Source organism: Paenibacillus riograndensis SBR5, assembly GCF_000981585.1.
In the GTDB taxonomy this organism is placed as follows: domain Bacteria; phylum Bacillota; class Bacilli; order Paenibacillales; family Paenibacillaceae; genus Paenibacillus_AQ; species Paenibacillus_AQ riograndensis.
Genome location: NZ_LN831776.1, coordinates 7,585,386 through 7,609,697 on the forward strand (window position 1 = coordinate 7,585,386; position 24,312 = coordinate 7,609,697).

A 24,312-nucleotide genomic window follows, 5' to 3' on the forward strand; every position below is an offset into this window, starting at 1 on the left:
TCAGGATTTATGACGAATCCCGCCAACCGCTGCACAACCAAGCACCGCCTGTCCGGTCTCCCGGGCAGGCGGTGCTTGGTTATTCCAGATTCGCATGGTTGCCGAACATCCGCGTGGAGGTCTGGCCGGTCTCTTCCATCATCCGCAGAATCACGGCATCATAGAAGAGCAGCAGAGTCTGCTCAAACAGCGAGGCCATTGGCTGGATGGTAATCCGGCCTCCATCCGCCTGCTCCTTGGGCGCACCCGGCAGCTTGACGACATGATCAGCCAGCAGTCCGATGGACGACTCCGGGGAGAGGGTCACCGCCACAACGGCGGCCCCCACAGCCCGGGCCTTCACTGCCATGGACAGCAGGCTAGCCGTCTCGCCGGACCCGGTGCCCAGCACCAGCACATCGCCCGGTCCAATCCCCGGCGTTACCGTTTCGCCGACTACGTAGGCATCCTTTCCGGCATGCATCAGCCGCATGGCGAAGGCCCGGCCCATGAGCCCGGAGCGGCCGGCGCCGGCGACAAAAACCCGGCCGGAGCGCAGCAGCAGCTCCGCCATCTGCTCAGCCTCCGCTGCTCCGAGCTGCGCAACCGACCGCTGCAGCTCATTCACAATTTCCTGCGCATAGCTGAATGTATTCATAAGCGGCTCAGGCTTGGCTGACCAGGCGCTTCATTTCCGCCGCCGCTGCCTTCTGATCGCTTTCGCCGGTAATCCCGCCGCCAACGATGACCAGATCAGGACCGGCTGCAATCACTTCAGGCAATGTGTTCAGCTTGATGCCGCCGGCAATCGCTGTTTTGGCCTGTTTCACTACACTTTTGATTGCCTGCAAATCAGCAAAAGAGTTTTTCCCCTCCGCCTGATGGTCATAACCGGAATGCACGCAGACATAATCCACACCGAGCGCGTCTACTTCGGCAGCTCTGGCCGCAATGTCCTTGACGTTGATCAGGTCCACCAGAATCTCCCGGCCGCTTTTCTTCGCTTCCTCAACGGCCCCTTTAATCGTCGAGTCATCGGACACACCGAGTACGGTTACGATGTCTGCGCCTGCTTCAGCCGCCTTCATCACCTCGTACCCGCCGGCATCCATTATTTTCAGGTCAGCCAGCACGGTCAGGGCCGGAAAGGCTTCCTTAATTGCCTTCACAGCATGCAGGCCTTCATTAATGACAATCGGTGTGCCGATCTCCACGATATCAATAAATCCGGCGACTTCCGAGACAATTTCCTTGGCTCCATCAATATTTACAAGGTCCAGCGCTAATTGCAGCTTCATCTATTCAAGCCCCTTTTCAATAGTTTTAAGTAAGTGCTTCACCTATTGTAGGTTCATAACTTCAGCAAGGGAAGTAGGCACTTTGCCGTATTGTAGTTACCTGAAGGATACTATTGTGCGGGTACGGGACTGCCTAAGGGGTAGGCATTCAGAAAGTCATGTACATTTTTTTCAGAATCTTCGTAAAAACACTGCATTTTCATTAAAGCTGTGCTAACATACACCTTGTTTACAGATTGGAGCAACATGAAATCAGTAAAAGAGGTGTGTAATGAACCAAACGAAACACCAGGAGTTTAATTTGGTTAAGCTGACCTGGCCTATTTTTCTGGAGCTGTTTCTCTTCATGCTGATGGGAAGTGTGGATACGTTCATGATCAGCTCCGTGTCTGATGATGCGGTGTCCGGCGTGGGCGCTGCCAATCAGATTATAAGTATCGCTATACTCGTGCTTAGCGTGATCGGCAACGGGGCGGCCATTGTCGTTTCGCAATATCTCGGATCCAGGAAGCCCAAAGAGGCGGCGGAGGTCACAGGCAATGCCGTTACACTCAATCTGGCCGTAGGCATTATTTTTAGTACAGCCATACTGGTCTTCGGGGAAGCGCTGCTGAGAGCGCTGAATGTGACAGGGGATATTCTCATCCATGCCAAGGTTTATATTCATATTGTCGGTGGCGGAATTTTCCTGCAGGCGCTGATCAATGCCCTGGCTACGACCATACGCACCTACGGATTCACCAAACAGACGATGATGGTCTCCCTGCTGATGAATCTTATTCACGTAGCCGGCAACTATTTGCTGATCTTCGGTCATTTCGGTTTGCCTGCGCTGGGTGTACAGGGAGCGGCAATTTCTACAGTAGCCAGCCGTTTGATCTGCCTCGTTATTTTTTTCCTGCTGCTCTATAGAATTATGGAAGTGCGGGTGAAACTGGCGTATTACATTCATCTTTCCAAAAAATATGTGCTGCAAATTCTCAAGATCGGCATCCCGTCGGCTTTTGAATCGGTGATTTATCAATCCTGCCAGCTGATTTTCACCTTATATATTACGTATCTGGGCGCAGAGGCTATGGCCACCCGCCAGTATGCACTGAATATTTCCAACTATATTTATCTTTTCAGCGTAGCGGTAGCTATGGGGACCTCGATTATCGTGGGGCATCTCGTGGGGGCAAGACGGCCGGAGGAGGCCTACAAGCGGGTATTCAAGAGTGTGAAGTGGGCGCTGCTTGTCACGGTCATCATTGATGTTGCCGTCATTTTCTTCCGCGTGCCGCTGATGGGGCTGTTCACGGATAATCTGGAGATTATCGCTTTGGGCGCACAGGTGATTCTGCTCAGTATTTTTCTGGAGACGGGCCGCACCTGCAACCTGGTCATTATCAACTCGCTGCGCGCTTCGGGCGATGCCAAGTTCCCTGTCTATATGGGCTTCATTTCGATGGTCTGCATCAGTCTGCCGCTCGGCTATGTGCTGGTGTTCCAGCTTCATCTGGGCCTGGCCGGAGTCTGGCTGGCTACCGCTGCTGACGAATGGCTCCGGGCGGTGATCATGTTTTTCCGCTGGAAGAGCCGGGCTTGGGTGAAGCATCGCCTGATTGAACACGAGACGGCAGAGCCTGCTGCCCCAACTGCCGCATCGTCGCATTGATCTACGGAAACGAAAAAGCGGTTCAACCTGATCTCTCCAGATCCGGTGAGCCGCTCTTTTTTACATAACATGTTCCAATTTATAACCGAGAAGGGTGAAGGTCACGATGACAATGAATGAAGCGAAAAAAATACAGTCTGAGCGGTTCAATAGCCTCGCTTCCGACTGGAGCAACAGTGATGAGGCGATACGGCAGGCGGAAAAAGCTGTCAACGTCCTTGGTATACAAAGCGGACAGAGCCTCCTGGACGTAGCTTCCGGCACCGGTGTGATTCTCCACGCGCTTAAGCAGCTTCAGATTTCCCCCGGCCATTACCTGGCAATGGATATCTCTTCAGCCATGCTGGAGAAGCTGCATTCCGCCTTCCCCGAGGCTGAGACAGCCTGCGCCGATTTCGAGCAGCCCTTCACCTGTCAGCGGGGCTTTGACTATGTGCTGATCTATAACAGCATCCCCCATTTTTCCGATCTGGACATGCTGTTCACCAACGCGAAGCGCAGCCTGCTGCCGGGCGGCACTTTTATGATTGCCCATTCCAGAACACGGCAAGGCCTGAAGGAGCATCATCAGCGCATCGGCTACAAAAGTGAGCGTGCACCGATTCCTGCCGATGAAGAGCTGGCTCTTCTGGCTGAAAATTATGATTTTGACCAGATTTCCTTTGCCGATGAGGAATTCTTCTGCTTCACCTGCCACAGGAAGGGCTAGGCCCCTTCTCTGGTGCAGCGCACACTTGCAGGAGGCTTCCATATCATCAATCGCCTGAACCCCTCAGTTTTGTTTGTCTACCGCTTCTTTATGCTTGGCGGCAAACTGCTCCGGTGTCACCGCTTTGCCGAACAGCGCCTGAATCATATCGAGGTGGACCTGTGCGGCGCCTGGCTTCATCTGTACATCCGCAAACAGGGTGAGGCTGCTGGCATGATTGAGTTCGTTAAGCAGATCCACGTAGAGGTGCGGCAGCTCGGAATTTGAAGTATCGACTTTCGTTGCCGGAATAACGCCTGCGGTGGTTACAGAATCCTGTCCCCATTTGGTTACAAAGTACTCGACAAATGCTTTGGCTTCTTCCTTGACCTTGGAGGATTCCGCTACGAACAGTCCCACACCGGGTCCGCCCACCCAACTGTTGATGTCCCCTTTGCCGCCGTCTACAGTAGGGAACTTGAAGAATTTAACCTTGTCTTTGAACTCCTGCCGGATATCCGGGTTGGTGGTAAAGTTAGGAAGCTCCCATGTTCCCGTCAGGTACATAGCCGCTTTTTCATTCACGAACTCCGACTTGCCTTCATCGTTGGACAAGCCGTTAAAGCCCTTATTGAAGGCGTTCATATCCACCAGCGTCTGCACCTCAACCGCCGCCCGGATCAGCCCCGGATCATCAAATGAGCCTGTCCCATTCGTCGCTCTCTTCAAGGTATCGCTTCCCGCGATCCGGTCAGCCAGATACATGTACCACAGCGAGCCGGTCCAGCGGTCTTTGTTGCCCAAGGCGATCGGGGCTACACCGTTATCGGAGAGTTTTTTCACAACATGCTTGAATTCATTATAGGTTGCCGGAACCTGCAGATTGTATTTAGCAAAAATATCTTTGTTATAATAAACCGGCGAGATATTCAGCTCGATGGGCAGGGCGTAGGTCTTGCCATCCACCACAAAAGCTTCGGTAGTACCGGGAACGAATTTATCCTTAAGCTGTTCACCGTCCAGGACATCATCCAGCGGGGCGAACAATCCGCCTTTTACATAAGGCTCCATGAAGCCCGCCGCCCAGGTGATGCCTACATCCGGCAGCTCGTTGGAGGCCGACAGCACCTTCAGCTTGCTCTTGTACTGCTCGTTTTCTAATACTTCCTGCTTGATCGTAACGTTCGGATAATCCTTTTGGTAATCGTCAATGATCTGTCCGACCAGTTTATTCTGCTGGGCCGAGATTCCCGCCGGCCATAAATGCATCATTGTGATGGTAACTTTCTGTGCCTGTGTACCAGTGGATGCCAAGGCATTGGCCGGGGAGCCTGTGCTGATCCCAGCCCCGCTGCAGCCTGACAGAACGAGTCCCAGCATAGACATCAATACCAGGTTTTTGATTATCTTGTTCCTTGGCATTCCAACAACCTCCATAATTTTTGTTATACGGTTAATGTAAACGCCATCATTTACATTTTAGCATCGCGGCCGGAGGGCTATAAGATCACGATTATTGGTTATAATTCCACTTTTATTAGATTTCGCCGCGCCCATCCTTCATTTGATGGCGGTAGCGGCTAGGACTCATGTCTTCCAGGGACTTAAATACCTTGATAAAATATTTATCCGTACGGTAGCCCACCCGTTCACCGATCTCTATAATCGGCAAGCTGGTCTGCAGCAGCAGCTCCTTGGCCCGCTGAATTCTCAGGCGGGATAAATATTCGCTGAACGGCACTCCGGTCTGCTCCTTGAAAAGCACGCTGAAGTAGCTCGCATTCAAGTGAATCCTTCCGGCCACCTCAGCCATGGTCAGCTGCTCATGCAGATGCTGCTCCACATAGGCCAGGGCTTCTTTTACCGGCTCACCCATCCCCGCTGTATCGGGATCGATCTCCAGCAGCTTATGGTCAACCAGCTTTTCCAGCTTCTCGCGGCGCTGCTGCTCTTCTTCCTGTTTCAGAGCAGCTTCGACCACCTGCACCAGCTCCTCTTTGTCCAGCGGCTTCAGCAGATAATTGACTGCCCCCAGCCTAAGCGCCTGCTGCACATAATCGAATTCGGCATAGCCGGAAATAACAATAATGACCGGCTTCCGCACTTGCCCCTCCAGCGAGCGGATCAGATCCAGTCCACTGACCTCAGGCATGCGGACATCTGTAATCAGCAGATGCACCCGCCCATTCAGCAGCCGCTCACGCGCATCAATTCCATTCTCCGCCGTTTCTACGATATACCGGCCAGCCGCCCACACCTCCAGTGTCTGCCTGATGCCCTGCCGCGTTCTCGGCTCATCGTCCACGACCAGAATCGTTCTGTTGCCCAGATTCATAGGTATGCCCTCCATTGTTTGGAATTTCAAAAGTAATTACGGTCCCCTCGGACAGCTTGCTCTCAATATTCAACCCTTTCACACCTGTTCCTTCCGCTTCATAGTACAGCCTGATCCGTCGCTGCACATTCACAAGCCCTATTCCTGTTCCCTTAGCGGAGATGGATGGACCGCCTTCAAGCGCACTGTACAGTGACTGCAGGGTATCGGCATCCATCCCTGGCCCGTTGTCCTGTACGGTGATTTGCGTCCAGCCTTTACGCTGGGCCGGAGCAACAATGACACTGACCGTTCCGCTGCCCACCCGGCTCTCCACCCCATGGAGAATGGCGTTCTCGACGATGGGCTGAATAAGCAGCTTAGGCACCGGTACAGCAGCCTCCTCCGGACCAAGCTGAATAGTCCAGGATAAGCGGTCCCCCATCCGCATCTCCATAATTTTCAGATACCGCTGAACCTGCTCCATTTCCTCCCCTAGCGTAACCCACTCATCCTTGTTCGGATTTCCGATAATGTACCGGAACAGCCTTGACATGACAACAACAAGCCCGGCCAGCTCCTCTTCGCCCTTCTCCTCAAGCGACCAGTTGAAGGCCTCCAGCGTATTGAACAGGAAATGGGGATTGATCTGCGCCTGCAGCGCCTTAAGCTCCGTCCGGCTCTGGAGCACTTCTTTTTCATACACGACCCGGATCAGATCATTCATATTGGCTATCATGCCATTATAGGTATTATTCAGCTCTCTAAGCTCTATCGTGGATACCGACTCCGGGTTAGGCGTGAGCACCCCAAGCCTGGACTTGCGCATCGCCCGGATCAGTTGGATAATCGGCCTCGTGATCATCGTGGACAGCACAAAAGACATAATCAAAAAGAGCAAGGTTCCGAACCCCCCTGAGACGAGCAGCACCGTTCTCAACACAGAGAGTCCTCTGGTAACATAACTTACCGGAGTGAGCACCAGCAGTGTCCAGTTTGTCTTGTCTGAGCGCAGCTTCACCTGCACATATTCCTTGCCCCGGAAGCTGACCGTCTGGTCCTTGCTGGCAAGCAGCGGCAACAGCTCCGCCTGCGGTTCCTCACTGCTGCCGAGCAGCTCGCCTTCGTCATTCACCAGCAGCACAGACTCGCCCCCGTCGCTGCCGGACAGCGGATCATCGAGCTGGAAATAGCTGCGTTGGATCCGGGCCATCAAATAGCCGCCCCGTGAGAACCAGCGGTCCATCAGACTGACCTGGCGGATGGCCAGCAGGCTCTCTTCGTCCTTAGGGTCGACACCGATCCACACCAGTCTGCCCTTTTTGGTATTGGCTGAGGTGATATAGGCACTATTGATCCTTGTCTCCAGGCTGCCGTCCCTGATAGGGAACAGCAGCCGGTAATCCGCTGTGTACAGCTCCAGAGAACCCACGCTTGGCATGTATGCCTGATAGCTGGAGATAATCTGCAGCAGCGACTGCCGCTGGTTGAACGTAACGGATTTGCCGTCAAGCTCTTCCGTCAGCAGTTGTTGAATGGTCGGATGATTCGCCACCTGCTCCATCAGGCTGTCGATCTGGCCGATCAATGCATCGAGCCTCCCGTTTGCTTGCACCGCAGTCTGCTGGATATGCCGTTCCGCATTATTTTTCAGCAAATAGGAGACCCTGTTGTACACGAATGCACCGGACACAGCAATAATAATCAGCATGACAAGCAGGAAGCCAATGAATATTTGATTGCGCAGCGTATTCAATTCTTTGATTTTCCCATACACTTCGGATACTCCCTTTCCCGTGGCAGCGTTTCCAATCTTATTCTCCAAAAGTTCCGCCGATTGTCAAGACGAATCATTCCCCTTAGCCCGGCATGGTAAAAAGCCCCTAAGCCGTTCCCCTTGTATGGGTTACGTTAAGGGCCATCTCTTGGATCAGATGAACATGAAGCGGTGTGATCCACTCTTTATCCAGAGCCACGAATCATGAATATAATATCTGCTTCTTCAGGATATTTGTCAATCCGCAAAGCACAAAAAAAATAGCCCGCTCCGCAATAGAAGCCGACTGTTAAAGGATGTTCGCTAGTGCAGGCCTAGATCTACAGGGTGGCTTTCAGAAACGGCGGATTACGTAATGGTGATCCCCTTTTTGATCGCCTTCATGTCCAAATTCGTGTTCACAAGCATAGGCAGTATCTTCATGCTTCTAGTCATCGGAGAGTTGCATTGCCAGCAGGTAGGCACATGCTGAAAGGCAAAATTATCGCGCATCCATCCTGTGCAACCCTCTTTGGTGCAAGACCAAATAGCTGTGTCTTCCTGGGGGAGATCCTCCAGCGCTTTTTTACGAAAATACATAAGTACCCCTCCTTGGTTCGAATTGAGATGATTTACACACCCTAAAGAAGCGTTGTGGCGGGCTGCGGCGGCTTGTTCGAGGTCAAAAAAAAAGCTGCCCTCAACTTGTGTTAAGGGCAGCTTTGATTTCACATTACAGTTTTACAACGTTTTCGGCTTGTGGTCCACGAGCGCCTTCAGTTACGTTGAACTCAACGCGTTGGCCTTCGTCCAAAGACTTGAAACCGTCGCCAGTGATTGCGGAGAAATGTACGAATACGTCACTTCCGCCTTCAACCTCGATAAAACCGAAACCTTTGTCTGCGTTGAACCATTTAACTGTACCTGTTTGCATGATATTACCTCCAAAATTTTATTTAACACATGTCCTTTTATTCCTACGTATTGTACGAACAAATAAAAATTCACACATTGTAAAAGGATTCATACGCACAAATGATAACCCTTTACAATATGTGAATTAAGGTTTAACTTTATGTTTAAATTTATTATAGCACATTAATTCTTCGAAAGCAAAGAAATAACTAAAAATAAAAATATTCTGCCCGGTCCGTGCACCTCCGTAAAGGTCCTAACCGGGCAGCCGCAAGGTTCAGTCGATATAACCAGCCAGCCCTTTATCCATTAAATAATCCATTTCCGCATCGAGAATGCTCTCCACGGTCAGTTCATCCAGCTTCACATCACGCTGGGCGACGACGTAGTCCACCAGATCATCATTGTCGATGTCCACCTCGCCTTTGGCATTTGCCTTGGCCTTATTAATAAAGGTCTGCTCATGCTTCAGTACCAGCCGGATCAGCTTCGGGTCCACCTTCGTCTGCGCGGCCAATACATCCACTAATTCCTGCTCGTTTACTTCATCACTCATACTATTCCTTCAGCTCCTCGGCATTTATGCTCAGCTAACCTGAAATAACGGTCTCCGATTCTTACGGCATTATTGTACCCTAACTCCCCGCTCAGCCGCGCCCCTCATTTCCACCATGCAAGTGAGGGGACCTCTGCCGAACCGGTATAAACCGGCTCGCCAATGCGCGGTGTAGCCAGCCGGACGCCGTGCGCCTTAGCCGCTGCGAAGACACGCTCCACCGGATCGGTCCAGTCATGCATCGACAGGGTAAACGCCGCCCAATGGATGGGAATCATCAGTGCCCCGCGGACATCCAGATGCGCCTGAACCGTCTGCTCCGGGAGCATATGAATATCCGCCCAGCGGGGATCGTATTGGCCGCATTCCATCAGCGTCAGATCAAAAGGGCCATATTTCTCGCCAATTTCGGCAAAATGGGGGCCATACCCGCTGTCGCCGCTGAAAAAGATCTTCGTCTCTGCCCCCCGGATAATCCAGGAGCACCAGAGCGTGGAGTTGCGGTCCAGCAGGCTGCGTCCGGAGAAGTGCCGTGCCGGAGCACTGGTCAGCGTAAGCCCCGCATACCGGAACTCATCCCACCAGTCCTTTTCGCGGATCTTCTCCCGGCTCACTCCCCAGCGCTGCAGATGAGCGCCGACGCCCAGCGGCACAATGAACATGCCTACCTTGTCCTTTAACTGCCTGATCGAGCCGTAATCGAGGTGGTCATAATGGTCATGGGAGAGCAGCACAGCATCTATGCGGGGAAGCTCCGAAATCTCAATCGGCAGCTGCTTGCTGTAACGCCGGCCGCCAACGAACGGAAACGGGGAAGGCGAGCGGCCCAGCATAGGGTCCAGGAACAACGTCACTCCGTCCATCTCCAGCAGCACAGCAGAATGCCCGAACCAGGTCACGCGGGTATCCCCGCTCTCCTGAATCGAACCGGGCAGCAGCTTCTCAGGAATCAGGGGCTGCGGAGGCCGCGAGCGGGGGTTGCCTTTGATGAAGTCCTTGAGAATGGAAAGGCTGCTTCCCGCGCTGTTCTCCATCATCACGGTTGCAGCCGGATAGACAAACTTGCCGTCCTTATAGTTCAGGGAGCGGCTTATGATTTGCTTCTCCTTCCTGGAAGCCCGTCGTCCAAAAGCGGGATAAAAGGTCATTACAATGTAAGCCACTGCAGCCAGCACCACAAGGGATACAGCGATGATTATTAAGGTCATGGTCCAGCCCTTCTCTCCAGCATAGTCATTCTATGGACATATTATAAGGCGGTCCAGGCCAGCGGGGCAAATGTTGCGCGGGAGCCCACTGTGAAAGCTACAAATTCCAGCCGGGAATTTTGCGCAAATCGCCATCCCAGATCTGGACGGTGCTCTGTACCGGCACATCAGCCGGAGAAGAAGCGGTGCGGATATAACAGGAGTCTATTCCCACCGCCGCCGCACCGGCCATATCGGTACGCGGATCGTTGCCGATCATGATCGCCGAGCTTAGATCCGCCCCGTATTTCTCCGTCAGGTAACGGTAGAACAGCGGGTCCGGCTTGCTGATCCCTGCCTCTGACGAAATCGCCACACCGTCGAATAAATGCAGGATGCCCAGCATGGTGAGTTCGGCTTCAATGAAGGTTTTCTGCCCGTTGGAGAGCAGAAATACTTTTTTGCCGCGTGATCTTAAGCCCCGGAGAATTTCCTCCACCCCGCTGTATAAGGAGATCTTAATCATCGACAAGGTACGCAGCCATCTCACTGTTTCATGCAGCCAGGCCTGCCCCGGATTGCCGCCCAAATCGCGGGCCACCGCGCGGAACACCTCCTCCATCACGAAGTCCGGATACGCACAGTGCTGCCCAGCGGCAGCCAGCTGCCCGTCCCGCTCCCGCAAAAAACGCTGCTGCAGTTCCACTCCGGAAATATTCAGCCCATGATAACTGAAATGGAGCGACAGCCGCTCCCAGAGTTCAGGCCGCTCCTCATCTGTCTCAATGTCAATCAGCGTGCCATACAGATCAAAAATGTAAGTCTGATACATACTTCTCCTCCTGACCATTTCTGAAGCGATTGTTAATATTTTCATTTTAAACCGATCCGGAGTTTATGCAACATATTCGCAGGCCATAACGTTTAGAAGTTTAATAGAATCGGCAACCGGAAAACTAAATCAAAGGAGCATATCCATGAACGCTGCCCTGAAAACAAGTGCAATCTTGCTAACCTTATCACTCGCTCTTACAACCGGAGGGGTCTCGGCAGCCCCCAGCGCTGCGTCCACCCCCAATCACAGCACTATACAAACCCCCTCAGCCGGGGCTGCAACATTCTCCATATCTGTAAATGGTTCTGCTCTTTCCGAGCCCGGCTTCCAGTCCCCCGGCAGCAAAGAGCCGCTGCTTCCTCTGCGCGCCGTTGCCGGTGCACTCGGCTTCACTGTGGCCTGGAATGCGCAGACGAAGGCCGTAGACCTGAATAAAGGCAGCATCTTTACCTCTGTAAAAAGCGGCAAGGACCGCTATGCCGTCAATAAGATGTATATCCAGCTCGGAACAGCTCCGCAAACGAAGCAGAACAAGCTGTATGTCCCTGCATCTTTTGTAAGCAAAGTGCTGCGTCAATCGGTTAGCGCGGAGGGACAGCGGATCGAGATCAATCCGGCAGCAGAGCATATCAGCGAGACCGGTGTCATCACAGCCATTACCGATGCGGACAGCTACCAGTCGGTACGTATCCGGGGCATCGGCACCGAAGGAATGATTCTGAATGTGGGGAAGGATACCAGGCTTAACCGTCAAGACGGCTCTGAGCTGGCCTTCAGCGAGCTTCATATCGGCATGACCGTGGAAGCGCAGCACTCCCTGATCTCCACCCGCAGTCTGCCCCCGCAAACACCGGCCTACCAGATCACAGTACTGGACGGGGAGACACAGGATGACCTGCTTGGCACGGCAGGCACGGTCCAGCAAGTCACTACAGCGGAGGATGGCACGGTCAGCTTTCGCATCCGCGGCAGTGCACTGAGCGAGAAATCGCAAAACGAGGTTGTCCTTCGCCTGGCAAAGGACACGGTAGTCATTAATGAGAACGGTGAGACTGCGTCGCCCGCCGATGTGATCCAGGGAGCCGAAGTGATCAGCTTCTATAGCCCCTTGCTGACCCGCAGCCTGCCTCCATCAGGCACAGCTTTGAAGGTGGTTTTGAAGGCGGACAAGCTGTAGTAAAGGCTTCCGACTTATACAACAGCCGCGACCCTGCAAATAGAGGGCCGCGGCTGTCGTACTGTGTGAACCGCACTTGGCCTGGCTCCATCCTGGCGCCAACACAGCGAAGACCCTGCAGGCAGCCCGCAGAGTCTTCAAAAGGTGAGAAGTGAATATTTAGTTATGCCAGGTTCCACAGGCTAGGGTACTTTTCCGGTAAACAATCGACGCCATCTCGATTTGTTTTTGCCTTTCAGATAGTACATGGGTGAAATCAACTACCTTTCGGAATACACATTACATGCCGTTCCAATCGCTATAATTGACACCTTCCACTTCCCACCTACTTATTAATACCCATTATCCTTGCGCGATAAGCAGCCTGTGCAAAAAAAAGAGGACTTCCCGTATACCATCTGCATGGCTGCGGAATATCCTCTGTGCGGTAAAACTATTATTTCTTCTGCGCCAACCGTTGTTTGAACTTGTCCACACGGCCGCCAGTTTCGGTATCTCTTTGTTTACCAGTGTAGAACGGGTGGGATGCGGAGCTGGAGTCCACACGGATCACCGGATAAGTGTTGCCGTCTTCCCATTCCATAGTTTCATTGGACGATTTGGTGGACGAGCTCAGGAATTTGAAACCTACGCTGGCATCCAGAAAAATCACCTGGTTGAATTTAGGGTGTATGCCTTCTTTCATTGTAGTAACCTCCTTCCCGTACATATACAATCTCTATGGCAAAATGAAGCGATCTCTTGGGAGATAACTAAATCCACAGATTTACACGCCATACTATCATACGCTATCGGGGGCGTTGAGTCAATCACCTAAATTAATCCAACACCCGCTCCATGTGTACAAGCTCACTCCGCACGCTGAATCCGGCGGCTTCCAGCCAGCTCCGCATTCCAGAGTCGGCAGCCGGGGTATGCACCGTGCTCAGGCTGACCCCGCTTCCGCTATAGCTGAAGATACGGCTAAGCAGCAGATGGATAAGCGTCCCCCTATCAGGGAGGTCATCGCGCAGCCTGCCGGGATACAGCTGAATCCCGCTGAGCTGCCCCGTCCCCGCATATACCCGCCGGAACTGGACATACCCCAGTGCGGCTCCGTTCTGCTCGGCGATCAGACAGCGTCCGTCCTTGAGGCTGGGCCAGTGGGTCTGCCAGGGACCGGAATAGTCGTAGAACGGCAGCACCGCCGCTTCTGCAGCCGCACACTCACGAATCTGCAGACCGGCTTCTTCACCGCTCCTCCAGACTTGTTCCGGCGCCGCCGGGAATGAAGGCTCTCCGTCCAATGTGTAGAACAGCGTAGTTCCTTGCCCACGGTAGCCGTGCTTTTCATATAGGGCAATCGCAGGCTCGTTCTGTACAAAGGCTTCCAGCCGGGCTGTCTGCGCTCCGGCGAGCTTGTATCTGCGGATGTTCTCTTCCAGCAGACGTCCGCCCATTCCCTGGCCCCTGTAGGCCGGAAGGACGGCAGTCCCTCCGTTCCAGGCCATGGTTTCCCCGTTCACCGTACGCAGCCCGTTCAGTGTAAAGCCCACCGCCTGCCCGTCTGCATAGAGCATGACGGATTCTTCCGGCAGCAGATCCTCGCGGTGGAACCTGCCCAGAAACGTCCGGCAGTCCATCTGCAAATTCGCATAGTAATCCTGAAACCCTGCATTCCAGGCAGCGAGTGCGTCCTGCAGCGGGATTTCGCTGAATGTTCTGAACGTAAACATTACAGTGACTTCACCATCCCGCCGTCGATCAGCAGAGACTGGCCGGTAATATAGGTATTGGCAAAAGACCCCAGGAACACGGCTGCTTTGCCGAACTCCTCCGGCGTTCCGCTTCGTCCGGCCGGAATCTGGGCCAGCGCCTCCTGCTCAACCTGCTCACGGGAGATGCCGCGGGCATCCGCCCGCTTGCTGTCCAGCTGCAGAATCCGGTCGGTTCCGATGCGCCCGGGAGCAAGCGAATTAATCAGGATGCCCTCGGGGGCAAGCTCCGACGCAAGCGTCTTGAACAGCGCGCTCACGCCCGCCCGGAAAACATTCGAGAGGATCAGGCCGCCAATCGGCTGCTTGATCGAAACCGAGCTGACGCCCACGATGCGGCCCCCGCCGCTTGAACGCAAATAAGGCAGCGCCTCGCGGATCATACGCACCGTGCCCATCAGCGTAAGCTCATAGCCGCCGCTCCAGTCCGCGTCGGTCATCTCCTCAAAGCCGCCGCCCGGAGGGCCTCCGGCATTGGTGACCAGCACATCCAGCCCGCCTCCGTAGTCGGCGGCGGCTTCAATCGCCCGCCCGATCTCCTCCGGGCGGTTCACATCCATCTGCACCACGGCCACCTCACGCCCGGTTGCCTCAGCAATGGCCCGCCGGGCCGCTTCAAGCTGCTCCAGGTTCCGGCTGGCGATGGTCACCTTCGCACCTTCGCGTGCGAATTCCAGCGCAGTAGCTAGTCCCAGCCCCTTGCTGGCTGCTGCGACAAATACCGATTTCCCTGTAAGACCCAAATCCATTCTCTCCGCCTCCTTGTTCCGGTACCCCGGGGGCCGGTTGCCTGAATAAAGCCCAGCACAGCCGAGGCTCAGTTTCCGTACCGGTGGTTTCTGTAAAGCTGGTTTCCGTGCTGCCAGTAACCGGCAGCGGATAAACTAATTGTAGTATAGCCCGGACCCCGGGTCCAGACTCGCACCTTTATCCGGGACAGCGGCATGTAGCTGCTACATCGCTCCAGCCCGGTCAAGAACAAGATTACCCTGGCGCGTAAATAACAACACGGGACTTACAGCCGCAGGGATTCCCCACCGCTCCCAAATCAACGGGAGCATGCTGAAGACGGATCGTTGTATGTTTAGCGGCAAGCTTAAGTGTACTGTTTCCACTTCACCTCCTGCTCAGCGGAACACGCAGATTCAGCCCACGGACCCTCAACAACGGCATTTCTGCCGTTATTTCCGGGCACACCAAATGGCGATGAGCCCGCCAGCGCGCTCATCGCCATCTACACAACAGCCCTTCCATGGATATTAGGCTACACGTCGTATTCCAACTGCTTCTTGGCCTGCAATATGAAATCGAACGGGTTCTCTATCGTTTCCGCCTCATATTGTACAGCCCCGATTTTCAGCCCCAGATTCACCTTGTATTTGGCCGAGAACTCGGTGTCATTCAATTCCTGCAGCTTGAATTTGATCCGCTCAATGACAATCTTGGCCCCCTCGCGGTCCGTGAACAGCAGCAGCCCCCAAGTAGCTTCCTCCTTGTCCAGCAGATACAGCGCGTCATTGGTCCGGATACTGGACTGGCTGAGCTGCGACACATCGTAGATCGCCTCGGACAGTTGCTCCTCCGGGATCAGACGGCGGATTTCACTCCAGTATTTTACTTTGACCACCAGGAGGGTCAGCGGAATGCTGTAGCGTGTAGAGATTCCCGTGAACAAGCTGGCATCCTTCTGAAAAGAAATGATGTTCCGCAGATCGGTGTTCTCGTCGACGGCGGCGAGGTTCGCCGTTTTTTTCTCCAGCAGCTCATTCTCGGCCTGAAGCTCCCGGGTTCTGGATGTAAACACCCAGATTACTACTGTAAGCAGCGGAGTCATAATCAGCCAGAAGTAAGTATTGACGCCGATAGTCCCGCCCTCCGACACCGTCTGGTAGAGGACGAAGAAGCCGTAACCGAAAATAAACGCCAGATTCAGCACCAGCCCCGCAGTCACGGTAGTGAAATAGGTAACCAGCGCCAGCAGAAAAGCAATATTTAAAATAATAATGTTCTGGATGTAATGATCGGGCGAACCTGCGATAAAGACGATACATATGAAGTTCAGCACCAGGAACACCAGAAAAGCGAGATCGGAAAAAAGGCTGCTGCGGTTACGTCTCACGCTTATCCCCCCGTTTCTTCATATGTTTGCGGAACAGCAGAAGCAGCGAGACAAGCACCAGCGTGACCGCAAGCACAACCGCCACCACGAAGCCCAGCACCTCGCTGCGTTCCGTGATTTGCGAAATCACAGAGTCCTTGCCGGCTCCTGTAATCGTTTTGAAGCGGTATGCGCTGACGTTGCCGTCCTTGTCGGCGGTCACCCCGTCGCCATATACCTTCCATTTGTCCTTATCGCTCGCGATCAGCTTAGAGACAAGATACATATCCTCCGTGCTGACTCCGGTTACTGCCATGAAGCCCCGCCCGTTCTCATACGGGGATTCCAGCAGCTGCAGCGTACCGATCTCCGCCCCGTACTGTTCATCGATGCTGATCTTCTCATTGGAGAGAATCGTGGACCCATCCTTGCTGTACCGGAAATACAGCTTGTCATTGTTGTCACGGATCACCTTGTTGTCTTTATAGGAGCCGATGGCGATTATATTGTTGTTCTTCAGATTCTCTGCACTGACAGCATCCGTGTAATAGTGGACATCCCCTGTATTGCCGCCTGCATATTGACCCAACAGGTTGAAAATATTCGCCAGGCTCCGGTACGTGTAGTTGTCCATTTTCTGCGGAAGCACCACCGCCACATGGTTGTAGATCTCATCCCGCAGGAACGGATACGGATAATTGTTGAACAGCAAATCCGTGCGGTCCTTGGTGTTCAATTGCATCGCAGTTTCCTTGCTGATGTAGGCCCAGGGCATTTCCCCCGTATTCGGGGTGCAGATGGCATTGTTCATTTCCAGATCAAATGCCACGGTCACCGAAAAGTTGCCGGAGATATTCAGGCTCTGCGGAATCGCCAGATTCAGTATATCGCCGTTTGCCAGCTCCTTGGTCAGCCTCTTGCTGCCGATCGGTGTATCGTTGATGCTTACCGTCACCAGCGAGCGGCCGAAGTCCAGATTCTCCGCATAGCGGAAATCAAGGCTGATTTTGCCGGAATCGGCAATCGAACGATTCGAAGGCAGCGTGATGAAGTAGGTCTGTTCCTGATGGTTCGGACCGGTCAGCTTATCTCCGGTTTCGGTAAAGGTCACATTGGAGCTGATGGCCAAAGCCGGTGATGACACATCGGTGGCATCATCGATGACCTTCTTGTCGCTGCTGATCTGGCTGACCAGCTGACGGTTCGCGAGCAGCCGTCCGGCCTTGATCAGCAGGCTCTCATCTTTGGAAGTGACGACCAGCGTAGGCCGGCTATCCTTGTCCAGCAATTGGATAAGGGCATGCTCTTCCAGGTCTACGGAAGCATCGAGCTGCTGCTTCAGCCCACCCGGTACACGGTCCGCCAGGGCCAGCAGCACCACAAGCCCCCTGTCCCTGACGGCTTCTTCAGTGTAAGGCAGCAGCGGAAGCGTTTGGTCAGCTAAGGTATTGGCCTTGGCGAAGCCCGATAAGGCATAGGTAGCCGCCTCCAGTTCAGAACCGCTGGCATGGTCGGGCACACTCAGGAGGCTTTGGCCTCTTTTTACATAATCCATTCCGGAGAACCGCTCGCTGAAATCGCTGATTCCCCCATCCAGGACTTTGGGCATATAGGCTACCGCAACACTGGAGGTGTTGAACAGATGCAGCCAATTATCCGGTGTGTTGTCCACGTAGCAGACCTGGTTATTCTCTGCGGCTGTCCGCAGGTAGCCCTGAATGCTTAACGTATTCACTCCTTGCTTCAAAAAGCTCTTTGGTGCCGGAATGGTCACACTCTGCTCCCCGTTGTTTTGCAAAGAAGGCCTGAAGGAGTAGAAAGGACTGCCGTTCAGGGACAGTGTGACACTGGAAATCTGGTCTTCGGTGATTTGCGAAACCTGAAAATGCAGATTGACCTTAAGGTCCTGCACATTCCAGTAATCCATTACTGTGAAATACTGCTGCTGCTGCGAGCTTGTTCCCGTAAGTGAACTGTCGCTGCCGGTAAACATTGTCTCGTACGTCAGCCTTCCGTCGCCCGGGACCGCCGCTGCTGCGGAAGCCGCCTGGAGCGGGATCAGGAAAAGGGAGAGGCAGAGCGCCCACATCATGATCTGTTTTTTGTTCATAGTCCGTATCTCCTGTTTCACTGATTTCTTGGCCTGCAGAGGCCTAGTAGCGTTCCGTCTTGTACCATTTGGCTTCCCGTTTGAAGATGACGTCTTTGAGATAGTTGTATAGCCCGTAAGCGGCAACGACCATCCACAGCTGGCAGTAGGATACATACATCAGCAGAATGATCCAGAGATTGGACAGGCTCATCTCGCCCTTTTCTGTCGTCAGCGTGACGAAGATGCCCACTACAAACAGGATGATCGCAAGCAGCCACAAGAAGCTGCTGAGTCCGGCAATGGTCGTATGCACATAGCCCATCGCATGCAGCACAAGCAGCAGGTCCGAGGTGACCAGCGAGATCAGCAGCAGGAAGTAGATGGACAGATAGTACAGGATATCGAAGCGGATTTTGGCCGCCGAGCGGTCGAACAGCAGCGGAATGTTTTTGACAATGACATAGATATTCCCCTTGGCCCAGCGCGTTCGCTGTTTGAACCAGACCTTCACGGTCTGCGGCTCCTGCTCCCAGGTGACGGATTTCGGCTGGAATTTGATCCGGTAGCCCATCATGTAAATGCGGAAACTGATCTCAGTGTCTTCAGCGATCGCTTTGACATCCCAGCCGCCGATGCTCTCCACAATCGACCTGCGCATAATGAAGTTGGTGCCGGGGATCGTGCACAGCTTGAACAGCTTCCAGCGCCCGGCCTGGGCCATCCATTGAAACGACAGCGTCTCAATATTAATAAACCGGGTGAGCAGGCTCGCATCACGGTTGCGGGTCCGGAACTTGCCGATCACCGCACCGAGCGTGGCATCATTCATGATCTCGGCGACCAGATACCTCAGCGCGGTCCGCTCCGGCGTATTGTCCGCATCATAGATTGCAATCAATTCTCCCCGGCTGCGGGTGAAGCCGATGTTCAGCGCATTGGACTTTCCTTTGCCTCCCGTGACCGCATCCGTGTTGATGATAATCAGATTGCGCTCCGGCTGGCGGCTCTGAATGCGGCCCAGCAGCTCAGCGCTGTTGTCGGAGGAGTTGTCATTGATCACAATAATCTCGTACCGGTCATGCGGGTAATCCAGCGCCAGCAGGGATTCGACGGTTTTGCTGATCACAACGCCCTCATTGTGTGCAGGCACCATAATCGTAACAAACGGATACTCGCCCTTAATCTCCGGGACATCCTCATTTTCGGTTTTAATATAATAGAGATAGCCCGCTATAATCAGAGCCACGTTGACCAGCAGCAGGGACCAGATGCAGATCACCGCAATCACCATCAGCACATCTGAGATCGTCATTTTGTTCTCCTACATAAACTGAAATTTGAGATCCTTATATTTTGGTTATAGTCATCACTACAGGGAATGTTTGGACTTCCGGCCGCTGTTGTCTGCAGATTTCTTGATTGTTACCGCTCTTCGCGGTGGAAATCCGCAGACAAAGGCGGTCGCTATCGCTCCTCCAGTTCCAAACTTCCCTTCCGTCATTCCAACCTTTATATTCCTTTTCAATTTCACATTATTTACATCCAATTTTCATTATTTCAAATATTTCTTCCGGTACAGCCTGTACCCGATAGAGAGCAGGCCTCCGAACAGCAGCAGGGTCACAATAATCACTATGATAAAAAATTTGCTCTGCACACTGAACAGCTTCGTGAAGCTGCGGACCTGCTCTTCCTTGTATTGATAATCACTGCTTATGGCCTCCGGGGCATAACCGACATTCAGAGGGGTGCCGTTCACCAGAACCACCCCATCCTCCGAGACCACCGTATTCTCATCTGTAACGGTTTGGTGCCGTCCCTGCTTATAATCGGCAAAAGAGATCCACTGCCGTTCCAGTGTCTGCAGCAGCGCATCCAGGCCGGCTTCATCTTCGGGAAGCTCTGCGGTTACTGCTGTATTCAGCGGCAGCTGCGGCATGGCATGGCCGTGGTGCTCCAGCCGCTGCAGGTACTCCGGTGTCAGACTGTAGAGAGAGGAGGCGAATGCCTTCGAGACATTCGTCTGTTCCATGTGCAGGACAGTCTCGTCCGGGAACAGCACGGCAGAGTCGAAAAAGCCCATGCCCGCTTCCGCATACTCCCTGTCATACGCCCAATATAGGTTCGCACCGATGCCAAGCGGCGCAATGCCGTTCTTCACCAGCAGATTCACAAATCCGCTCATCTTCTTCCCGAGCGTATGATCACTGCTGTTAATGGAGGGCATTACCTCCGGCGCATTCACCAGAATGCTGCCATTCCGCGACTGAACCACCTTCAGGGCGTCCAGGTAGCGCTGCATCGCCGGAAAATCAGTGTTGCTGAACACCGGGCGGATACTGGCGATAAACGGAATCCCCGCCTTGTATAGACGGTCTGCCGTCTCCTCCAGCAGGTCAAGGTCGGAGAACGGATAGATCTCTCTCAGGACAAGAAGGGTCTGCGGTACAGTCTTGTTCCCCAGCCATTCCCTAAGCACATAGGCCATGCCCACGACACTGGCATTGTCCCGCTCCAGATAAGGGACATACGTATAGCTTCCGGCCGAGGCCGCAAAAGGCAGCTTCCGGCCGCTGCTCTTCAGGGTAAAGCTGCCATAGGTTCGCTCCGCCTTCACGGCCGCAATATAAGCCATACCTCTTACCTGAAGATTAGAAGCCGTGAACTCCCCAACCGTGAGATCGGCAAGGTCTTCATCTGCAGTTCCTGCAGTCAGCTGCATGTCCTTCAACAGCCTGGCGGGCGGATGATAGCCTACATGCAGTGCCTGCCCCGTATAGCGCTCCGCATCCTCAAGATAACTCCGGTCCGCAGGAGCAAGATCCGCAGCATTCATTACTGTGATGACCCGGGTAAAAGAATCCATAGTCCCCGGCTCGTAATGATCGAGGCTGAGAAGTGTCACCTGGCGGCCCATGGCGGACAGCAGCCGCTGCAGCTCACTTACATTGCCTTCCCGGACAGTGCCTTTGCCCAGGCTGTCGTATAGAAGCAGCACCCTTTGCGGAGCGGAGGCGTCCTGCACCGCCCGGGCCTGTACCGGCGGAACGGCAGACAGCAGTACAAGAACAGTAACGATCAGCGGCAGCAGCAGACGGGCAATCCTCCGTTGGTTCAAGCGCTCACACCCTTCTGCACCTCAGGATATTGCCCTGCCTTGCGGGCCGCAGGATGCCGGCCGGCCGACACCCTGCGGCCAATCACATCAGCCGCCAGCATGAAGGTGACCAAATCGAAGCATAAAGTGAACAGGAATTCATGCTTCGAAATGTCGGCGTCCCCCGCTCCGATAATCGAGACGAAAATCCCCGACAGGCCGACCCCCATGCTGGCCAGAATCAGCACCATCCGCTGGAAGGCCCGCATATTCCGGGCTTTGACGGCCTTCACGCAGGAAGGCATATAGAGGCCAATAACCAGCGCCATCCAGAGCAGGATGAAGCCGAAGGTTTTGGGCGCAAGCTTTTGCTTAAGCAGGCTGTAGGCCGTAAAAAAGTGGCTCTGGGCCCGGAAAGCCTTGCCTTCCGACTCTTCATAATTGCCCATCGCCGCAGGCTTGATCGAAAAAGCGCTGCGGGCCGCCACATTCAGAATGGAACCAAGCTGGCCGGGATTCGTCGCATAGTATTTGAGGATAGAGCCAAACCCGTAGCGGCTGTAGAAATCCTTTTCCAGCATTGGCGAATTCACATCCACCGTCCCATATTGCTCATAATAGATGCTGCCCTTCAGAATGGCGTACTGCTCATCGATTCCGAATGATTTCAGCGTTGTTTCCGGATTGGAGGATTCCTTCAGCACCCCGCGGGTCATGGCATGATATTGGTTGATATTCACAAATTCTTTGGAGATGTTCAGGTAGGTAGCTATTCCGGCCAACATCAGCAGCGCCATGGAGACAAGTGTCAGGCTGCGGAACAGACGGTCCCGCCGGATCCAGACGAGCGATATTCCGAGCACAGCAATAATCATCCCCACCGGGGCATTCTGCTGCTTCGAGGTCGTCAAAATGATGCTGCTGAGGACGAACAGGCCGAGAAGAGCATAGTCGTTGTATCTTTTGCGGTAGAGCAGCAGCCAGGAGGCGAAAACGAAGATCATCATGATCATGACGACACTTTCACTGTAAAAAGAGTTGAAATAGGCGGTGTATCCGGTATCTCCGAACACCAAAATAGCAATAACGGCAATAATCATGCCTTGCTTGCGCGACATTTTACAGGTAACCGCCTCGATTAAAAGATAAATGGCAGCAACATAAAGCACCGTGTAAATGGCTGCCTGAAAACGGATGTCAAACACGGTGCTGCTGAAGACCAGCTTATTCAGACCCATAGACAGCTTGATGAACAAAGACTGGGAGGAATCCAGGGTCGCGCCATTCTCGTTATAGTACTGATAGATTCCAAAATGCTTCACGAAATAGCCAAAATACTTGCTGTCATAGTCAGGCAGGTTGAAATAGAGGCCATTGCTATAAATGTTGCGGAAAAAGTCGCCGTTGTCGGCCATTCCTATGTAGGGAGCCGTAAACAAAGCAATAACCGTAACCAGCAGTACACCGAAGGCTGCAGCAAAAGCGGGCGAGACCCGCAGTCCGGCGGGCATGATCCGCTGCCGCAGCGTTGTTTTTACAAGGTTGTCTTCAATCATGCGGGCTCACCTTCGTTACTGTGGTTTAGAGTGAATAAGAATAGGCCAATAAAGCCATGAGATTGTCAAAAGAGTATGCCTGTCCGGTATCCGTATTGCCGAATCCCCCGGACAGCGGACTGTCCGCATCCCGAATCTGGAATTCATTCATTCTCGCAATCGCTGCTTGATAGAGTGAATCGTCTCCGGCCTCAGTGCCGATCATGGCCGCCAGGGCGTAAATCGCGGTGGAACGGATATCGTTCAGCGGCTTCCCGTCACGGGAGTATTGCCCGTACAGCGTTCCGGCCGCGACCTGTTCCTTGATATAGCGGATACTCGCAGGCTTCTGCTGGCCCGTCTCGGTCAAATGCAGAATGCTCAGCAGGGATTCCACCGTATTGATATGATCAGAGCTGTAAGCCCCCGTATGATAATCGAATCTTGTCTCATAGAAAGGGAATGCATCCGAGAGGTAGCCTTCCTCCAGAATTCCATCCATGTTATGCATTAATATACCGCGTAATTCGCTGGATATCGATAGTTTTCGAAAGATGCCCAAATCAATATAACACAAAGTTACGAAGTTGTTCGTAGTTTTGTAAACATTGTCGTAAAAATCATACATATATCCTTCTTTTACATTATTGTCATAGAACCGCTGGCCGTATTTATCTGCCTGCTCTGTATAGGCCGGCTCATCAAAAACTTCCCCCGCCTCATACAGGGCGCCAATCAGCCGCAGGTCATCCACCGCAGCATTCACAGGATACCGCTTCTGCTGTTTGGGGCTGTAGCGGTAGCTGAAGCCACCTTCCATGTCAAAGGTTTGCTGCGCCAAAGCCCACTGGCCGGCAAACTGCTCCTTATCACCGGCAAGCGCAGCTGCGCTCATCAGGAGTGAGGCAGACTCGCTCAGCACCTCATGACCGGTGGCCGCTTCCCCGGACTGGTCTGTCTCCAGCAGGTTCGTATACACGCCGTAGGGACCGGTAAGCTGTTTCGCAATAAATGTGCTCAGCTCCTGCCGCTCTTTCCGGTGATCCATACTCCGGCTGGTAACGGCCGATGGCGATGGCGATGCGGTTACCGTCTCACCCGCTGTGGCGGCGGGTCCGGTAGCAGCTTCTTTGCCGCTGCAGGAAGCCAGCAGAAGAGAGAGTACAAGTAAGGTTGCTGCGCTACGTTTGCTTGTCAATCCATCACATCCTTAAGAAAACCATATGTTTTCTATATAATATAACGGTAATATAAGTCACAGAATTAACCATACAATTGATCATTATGTGTCAAATTCAATGAAAGATGCAATTTTTTCTGGAATAAACGGCTGCACCGTGCTTCACTGGACGGTGCAGCCGTTTCAGATTCTAG

Annotated in this window: 22 protein-coding genes; 3 read left to right on the plus strand and 19 right to left on the minus strand. The window is 53.4% G+C overall.

All coding sequences use genetic code 11. The features are described 5' to 3' along the window. Positions 1–79: 79 nt before the first annotated feature. Positions 80–637: a 6-phospho-3-hexuloisomerase gene (gene hxlB / locus PRIO_RS32005; RefSeq protein WP_046506068.1), complete on the minus strand. Its 558-nt coding sequence runs from the start codon at positions 635–637 to the stop codon at positions 80–82. 7 nt (positions 638–644) lie between these two features. Then, on the minus strand, positions 645–1,277 hold the full coding sequence (gene hxlA, locus PRIO_RS32010) for a 3-hexulose-6-phosphate synthase (protein WP_020425935.1): 633 nt from the start codon (positions 1,275–1,277) through the stop codon (positions 645–647). Positions 1,278–1,548: 271 nt separating this feature from the next. Here hxlA and PRIO_RS32015 point away from each other — a divergent pair, with 271 nt between their 5' ends. Both PRIO_RS32015 and PRIO_RS32020 read left to right on the plus strand, forming a co-directional pair. Beyond that, positions 1,549–2,934, plus strand: coding sequence for an MATE family efflux transporter (locus PRIO_RS32015; RefSeq protein ID WP_020425936.1), 1,386 nt, complete (start codon positions 1,549–1,551; stop codon positions 2,932–2,934). 112 nt (positions 2,935–3,046) lie between these two features. Further along, a complete protein-coding gene (locus PRIO_RS32020; protein WP_039785302.1) occupies positions 3,047–3,643 on the plus strand; it encodes a class I SAM-dependent methyltransferase in 597 nt (198 codons plus the stop codon). Between the two features lie 63 nt (positions 3,644–3,706). Here PRIO_RS32020 and PRIO_RS32025 read toward each other — a convergent pair whose 3' ends face one another. The 8 genes from PRIO_RS32025 to PRIO_RS32060 all read right to left on the minus strand — a co-directional run bounded on the left by PRIO_RS32025 (position 3,707) and on the right by PRIO_RS32060 (position 11,182). Continuing rightward, on the minus strand, positions 3,707–5,044 hold the full coding sequence (locus PRIO_RS32025) for an extracellular solute-binding protein (protein WP_020425938.1): 1,338 nt from the start codon (positions 5,042–5,044) through the stop codon (positions 3,707–3,709). 115 nt (positions 5,045–5,159) lie between these two features. Further along, on the minus strand, positions 5,160–5,957 hold the full coding sequence (locus PRIO_RS32030) for a response regulator transcription factor (protein ID WP_020425939.1): 798 nt from the start codon (positions 5,955–5,957) through the stop codon (positions 5,160–5,162). Beyond that, on the minus strand, positions 5,917–7,647 hold the full coding sequence (locus tag PRIO_RS32035) for a cache domain-containing sensor histidine kinase (protein ID WP_231869990.1): 1,731 nt from the start codon (positions 7,645–7,647) through the stop codon (positions 5,917–5,919). The genes PRIO_RS32030 and PRIO_RS32035 overlap by 41 nt, the downstream gene beginning before the upstream one ends. A gap of 414 nt (positions 7,648–8,061) precedes the next feature. Then, entirely contained in the window at positions 8,062–8,424 is a 363-nt protein-coding gene (locus PRIO_RS37375) for a cold-shock protein (RefSeq protein ID WP_331709826.1), read from the minus strand. 1 nt (position 8,425) lies between these two features. Further along, positions 8,426–8,626 (minus strand): cold-shock protein, encoded by a 201-nt coding sequence (locus PRIO_RS32045; protein WP_020425942.1) that lies wholly within the window; start codon positions 8,624–8,626, stop codon positions 8,426–8,428. A gap of 258 nt (positions 8,627–8,884) precedes the next feature. Next, on the minus strand, positions 8,885–9,163 hold the full coding sequence (locus tag PRIO_RS32050) for a hypothetical protein (protein WP_046506071.1): 279 nt from the start codon (positions 9,161–9,163) through the stop codon (positions 8,885–8,887). A 104-nt stretch (positions 9,164–9,267) separates the two neighbouring features. Further along, the gene (locus PRIO_RS32055) at positions 9,268–10,371 is read right to left on the minus strand and encodes an MBL fold metallo-hydrolase (protein WP_020425945.1); all 1,104 of its coding nucleotides are present in this window, start codon (positions 10,369–10,371) and stop codon (positions 9,268–9,270) included. Between the two features lie 97 nt (positions 10,372–10,468). Next, positions 10,469–11,182, minus strand: coding sequence for an HAD family hydrolase (locus PRIO_RS32060; protein WP_020425946.1), 714 nt, complete (start codon positions 11,180–11,182; stop codon positions 10,469–10,471). A gap of 145 nt (positions 11,183–11,327) precedes the next feature. Here PRIO_RS32060 and PRIO_RS32065 point away from each other — a divergent pair, with 145 nt between their 5' ends. Continuing rightward, on the plus strand, positions 11,328–12,362 hold the full coding sequence (locus PRIO_RS32065; RefSeq protein WP_020425947.1) for a copper amine oxidase N-terminal domain-containing protein: 1,035 nt from the start codon (positions 11,328–11,330) through the stop codon (positions 12,360–12,362). 436 nt (positions 12,363–12,798) lie between these two features. Here PRIO_RS32065 and PRIO_RS32070 read toward each other — a convergent pair whose 3' ends face one another. From PRIO_RS32070 to PRIO_RS32110, 9 genes are all read right to left on the minus strand, one after another. Continuing rightward, entirely contained in the window at positions 12,799–13,047 is a 249-nt protein-coding gene (locus tag PRIO_RS32070) for a type B 50S ribosomal protein L31 (RefSeq protein ID WP_020425948.1), read from the minus strand. Positions 13,048–13,180: 133 nt separating this feature from the next. Next, a complete protein-coding gene (locus PRIO_RS32075; RefSeq protein WP_020425949.1) occupies positions 13,181–14,077 on the minus strand; it encodes a GNAT family N-acetyltransferase in 897 nt (298 codons plus the stop codon). After that, entirely contained in the window at positions 14,077–14,865 is a 789-nt protein-coding gene (locus PRIO_RS32080) for an SDR family oxidoreductase (RefSeq protein ID WP_020425950.1), read from the minus strand. The genes PRIO_RS32075 and PRIO_RS32080 overlap by 1 nt, the downstream gene beginning before the upstream one ends. A gap of 515 nt (positions 14,866–15,380) precedes the next feature. Further along, positions 15,381–16,235 carry a diguanylate cyclase domain-containing protein gene (locus PRIO_RS32085; RefSeq protein WP_020427408.1) on the minus strand — a complete coding sequence of 285 codons (855 nt, stop codon included), beginning with the start codon at positions 16,233–16,235 and terminating at the stop codon, positions 15,381–15,383. Then, the gene (locus PRIO_RS32090) at positions 16,225–18,324 is read right to left on the minus strand and encodes a cellulose biosynthesis cyclic di-GMP-binding regulatory protein BcsB (protein ID WP_020427409.1); all 2,100 of its coding nucleotides are present in this window, start codon (positions 18,322–18,324) and stop codon (positions 16,225–16,227) included. Before PRIO_RS32090 ends, PRIO_RS32085 begins: the two co-directional genes overlap by 11 nt. Before the next feature lie 43 nt (positions 18,325–18,367). Further along, entirely contained in the window at positions 18,368–19,618 is a 1,251-nt protein-coding gene (locus PRIO_RS32095) for a glycosyltransferase family 2 protein (RefSeq protein WP_020427410.1), read from the minus strand. Positions 19,619–19,858: 240 nt separating this feature from the next. Beyond that, a complete protein-coding gene (locus tag PRIO_RS32100; RefSeq protein ID WP_020427411.1) occupies positions 19,859–21,424 on the minus strand; it encodes a hypothetical protein in 1,566 nt (521 codons plus the stop codon). Continuing rightward, entirely contained in the window at positions 21,421–22,959 is a 1,539-nt protein-coding gene (wsfD, locus tag PRIO_RS32105; protein WP_020427412.1) for a glycan biosynthesis hexose transferase WsfD, read from the minus strand. The genes PRIO_RS32100 and wsfD overlap by 4 nt, the downstream gene beginning before the upstream one ends. A 25-nt stretch (positions 22,960–22,984) precedes the next feature. After that, entirely contained in the window at positions 22,985–24,136 is a 1,152-nt protein-coding gene (locus PRIO_RS32110; RefSeq protein WP_020427413.1) for a hypothetical protein, read from the minus strand. Between the last annotated feature and the right edge of the window lie 176 nt (positions 24,137–24,312).

Coding starts and splice junctions, on each gene's coding strand:
- hxlB (WP_046506068.1), bottom strand. CDS start 637: ATGAATACATTCAGCTATGCGCAGGAAATTGTGAATGAGCTGCAGCGG.
- hxlA (WP_020425935.1), bottom strand. CDS start 1,277: ATGAAGCTGCAATTAGCGCTGGACCTTGTAAATATTGATGGAGCCAAG.
- PRIO_RS32015 (WP_020425936.1), top strand. CDS start 1,549: ATGAACCAAACGAAACACCAGGAGTTTAATTTGGTTAAGCTGACCTGG.
- PRIO_RS32020 (WP_039785302.1), top strand. CDS start 3,047: ATGAATGAAGCGAAAAAAATACAGTCTGAGCGGTTCAATAGCCTCGCT.
- PRIO_RS32025 (WP_020425938.1), bottom strand. CDS start 5,044: ATGCCAAGGAACAAGATAATCAAAAACCTGGTATTGATGTCTATGCTG.
- PRIO_RS32030 (WP_020425939.1), bottom strand. CDS start 5,957: ATGAATCTGGGCAACAGAACGATTCTGGTCGTGGACGATGAGCCGAGA.
- PRIO_RS32035 (WP_231869990.1), bottom strand. CDS start 7,647: ATGCTGATTATTATTGCTGTGTCCGGTGCATTCGTGTACAACAGGGTC.
- PRIO_RS32045 (WP_020425942.1), bottom strand. CDS start 8,626: ATGCAAACAGGTACAGTTAAATGGTTCAACGCAGACAAAGGTTTCGGT.
- PRIO_RS32050 (WP_046506071.1), bottom strand. CDS start 9,163: ATGAGTGATGAAGTAAACGAGCAGGAATTAGTGGATGTATTGGCCGCG.
- PRIO_RS32055 (WP_020425945.1), bottom strand. CDS start 10,371: ATGACCTTAATAATCATCGCTGTATCCCTTGTGGTGCTGGCTGCAGTG.
- PRIO_RS32060 (WP_020425946.1), bottom strand. CDS start 11,182: ATGTATCAGACTTACATTTTTGATCTGTATGGCACGCTGATTGACATT.
- PRIO_RS32065 (WP_020425947.1), top strand. CDS start 11,328: ATGAACGCTGCCCTGAAAACAAGTGCAATCTTGCTAACCTTATCACTC.
- PRIO_RS32070 (WP_020425948.1), bottom strand. CDS start 13,047: ATGAAAGAAGGCATACACCCTAAATTCAACCAGGTGATTTTTCTGGAT.
- PRIO_RS32075 (WP_020425949.1), bottom strand. CDS start 14,077: ATGTTTACGTTCAGAACATTCAGCGAAATCCCGCTGCAGGACGCACTC.
- PRIO_RS32080 (WP_020425950.1), bottom strand. CDS start 14,865: ATGGATTTGGGTCTTACAGGGAAATCGGTATTTGTCGCAGCAGCCAGC.
- PRIO_RS32090 (WP_020427409.1), bottom strand. CDS start 18,324: ATGAACAAAAAACAGATCATGATGTGGGCGCTCTGCCTCTCCCTTTTC.
- PRIO_RS32095 (WP_020427410.1), bottom strand. CDS start 19,618: ATGACGATCTCAGATGTGCTGATGGTGATTGCGGTGATCTGCATCTGG.
- wsfD (WP_020427412.1), bottom strand. CDS start 22,959: ATGATTGAAGACAACCTTGTAAAAACAACGCTGCGGCAGCGGATCATG.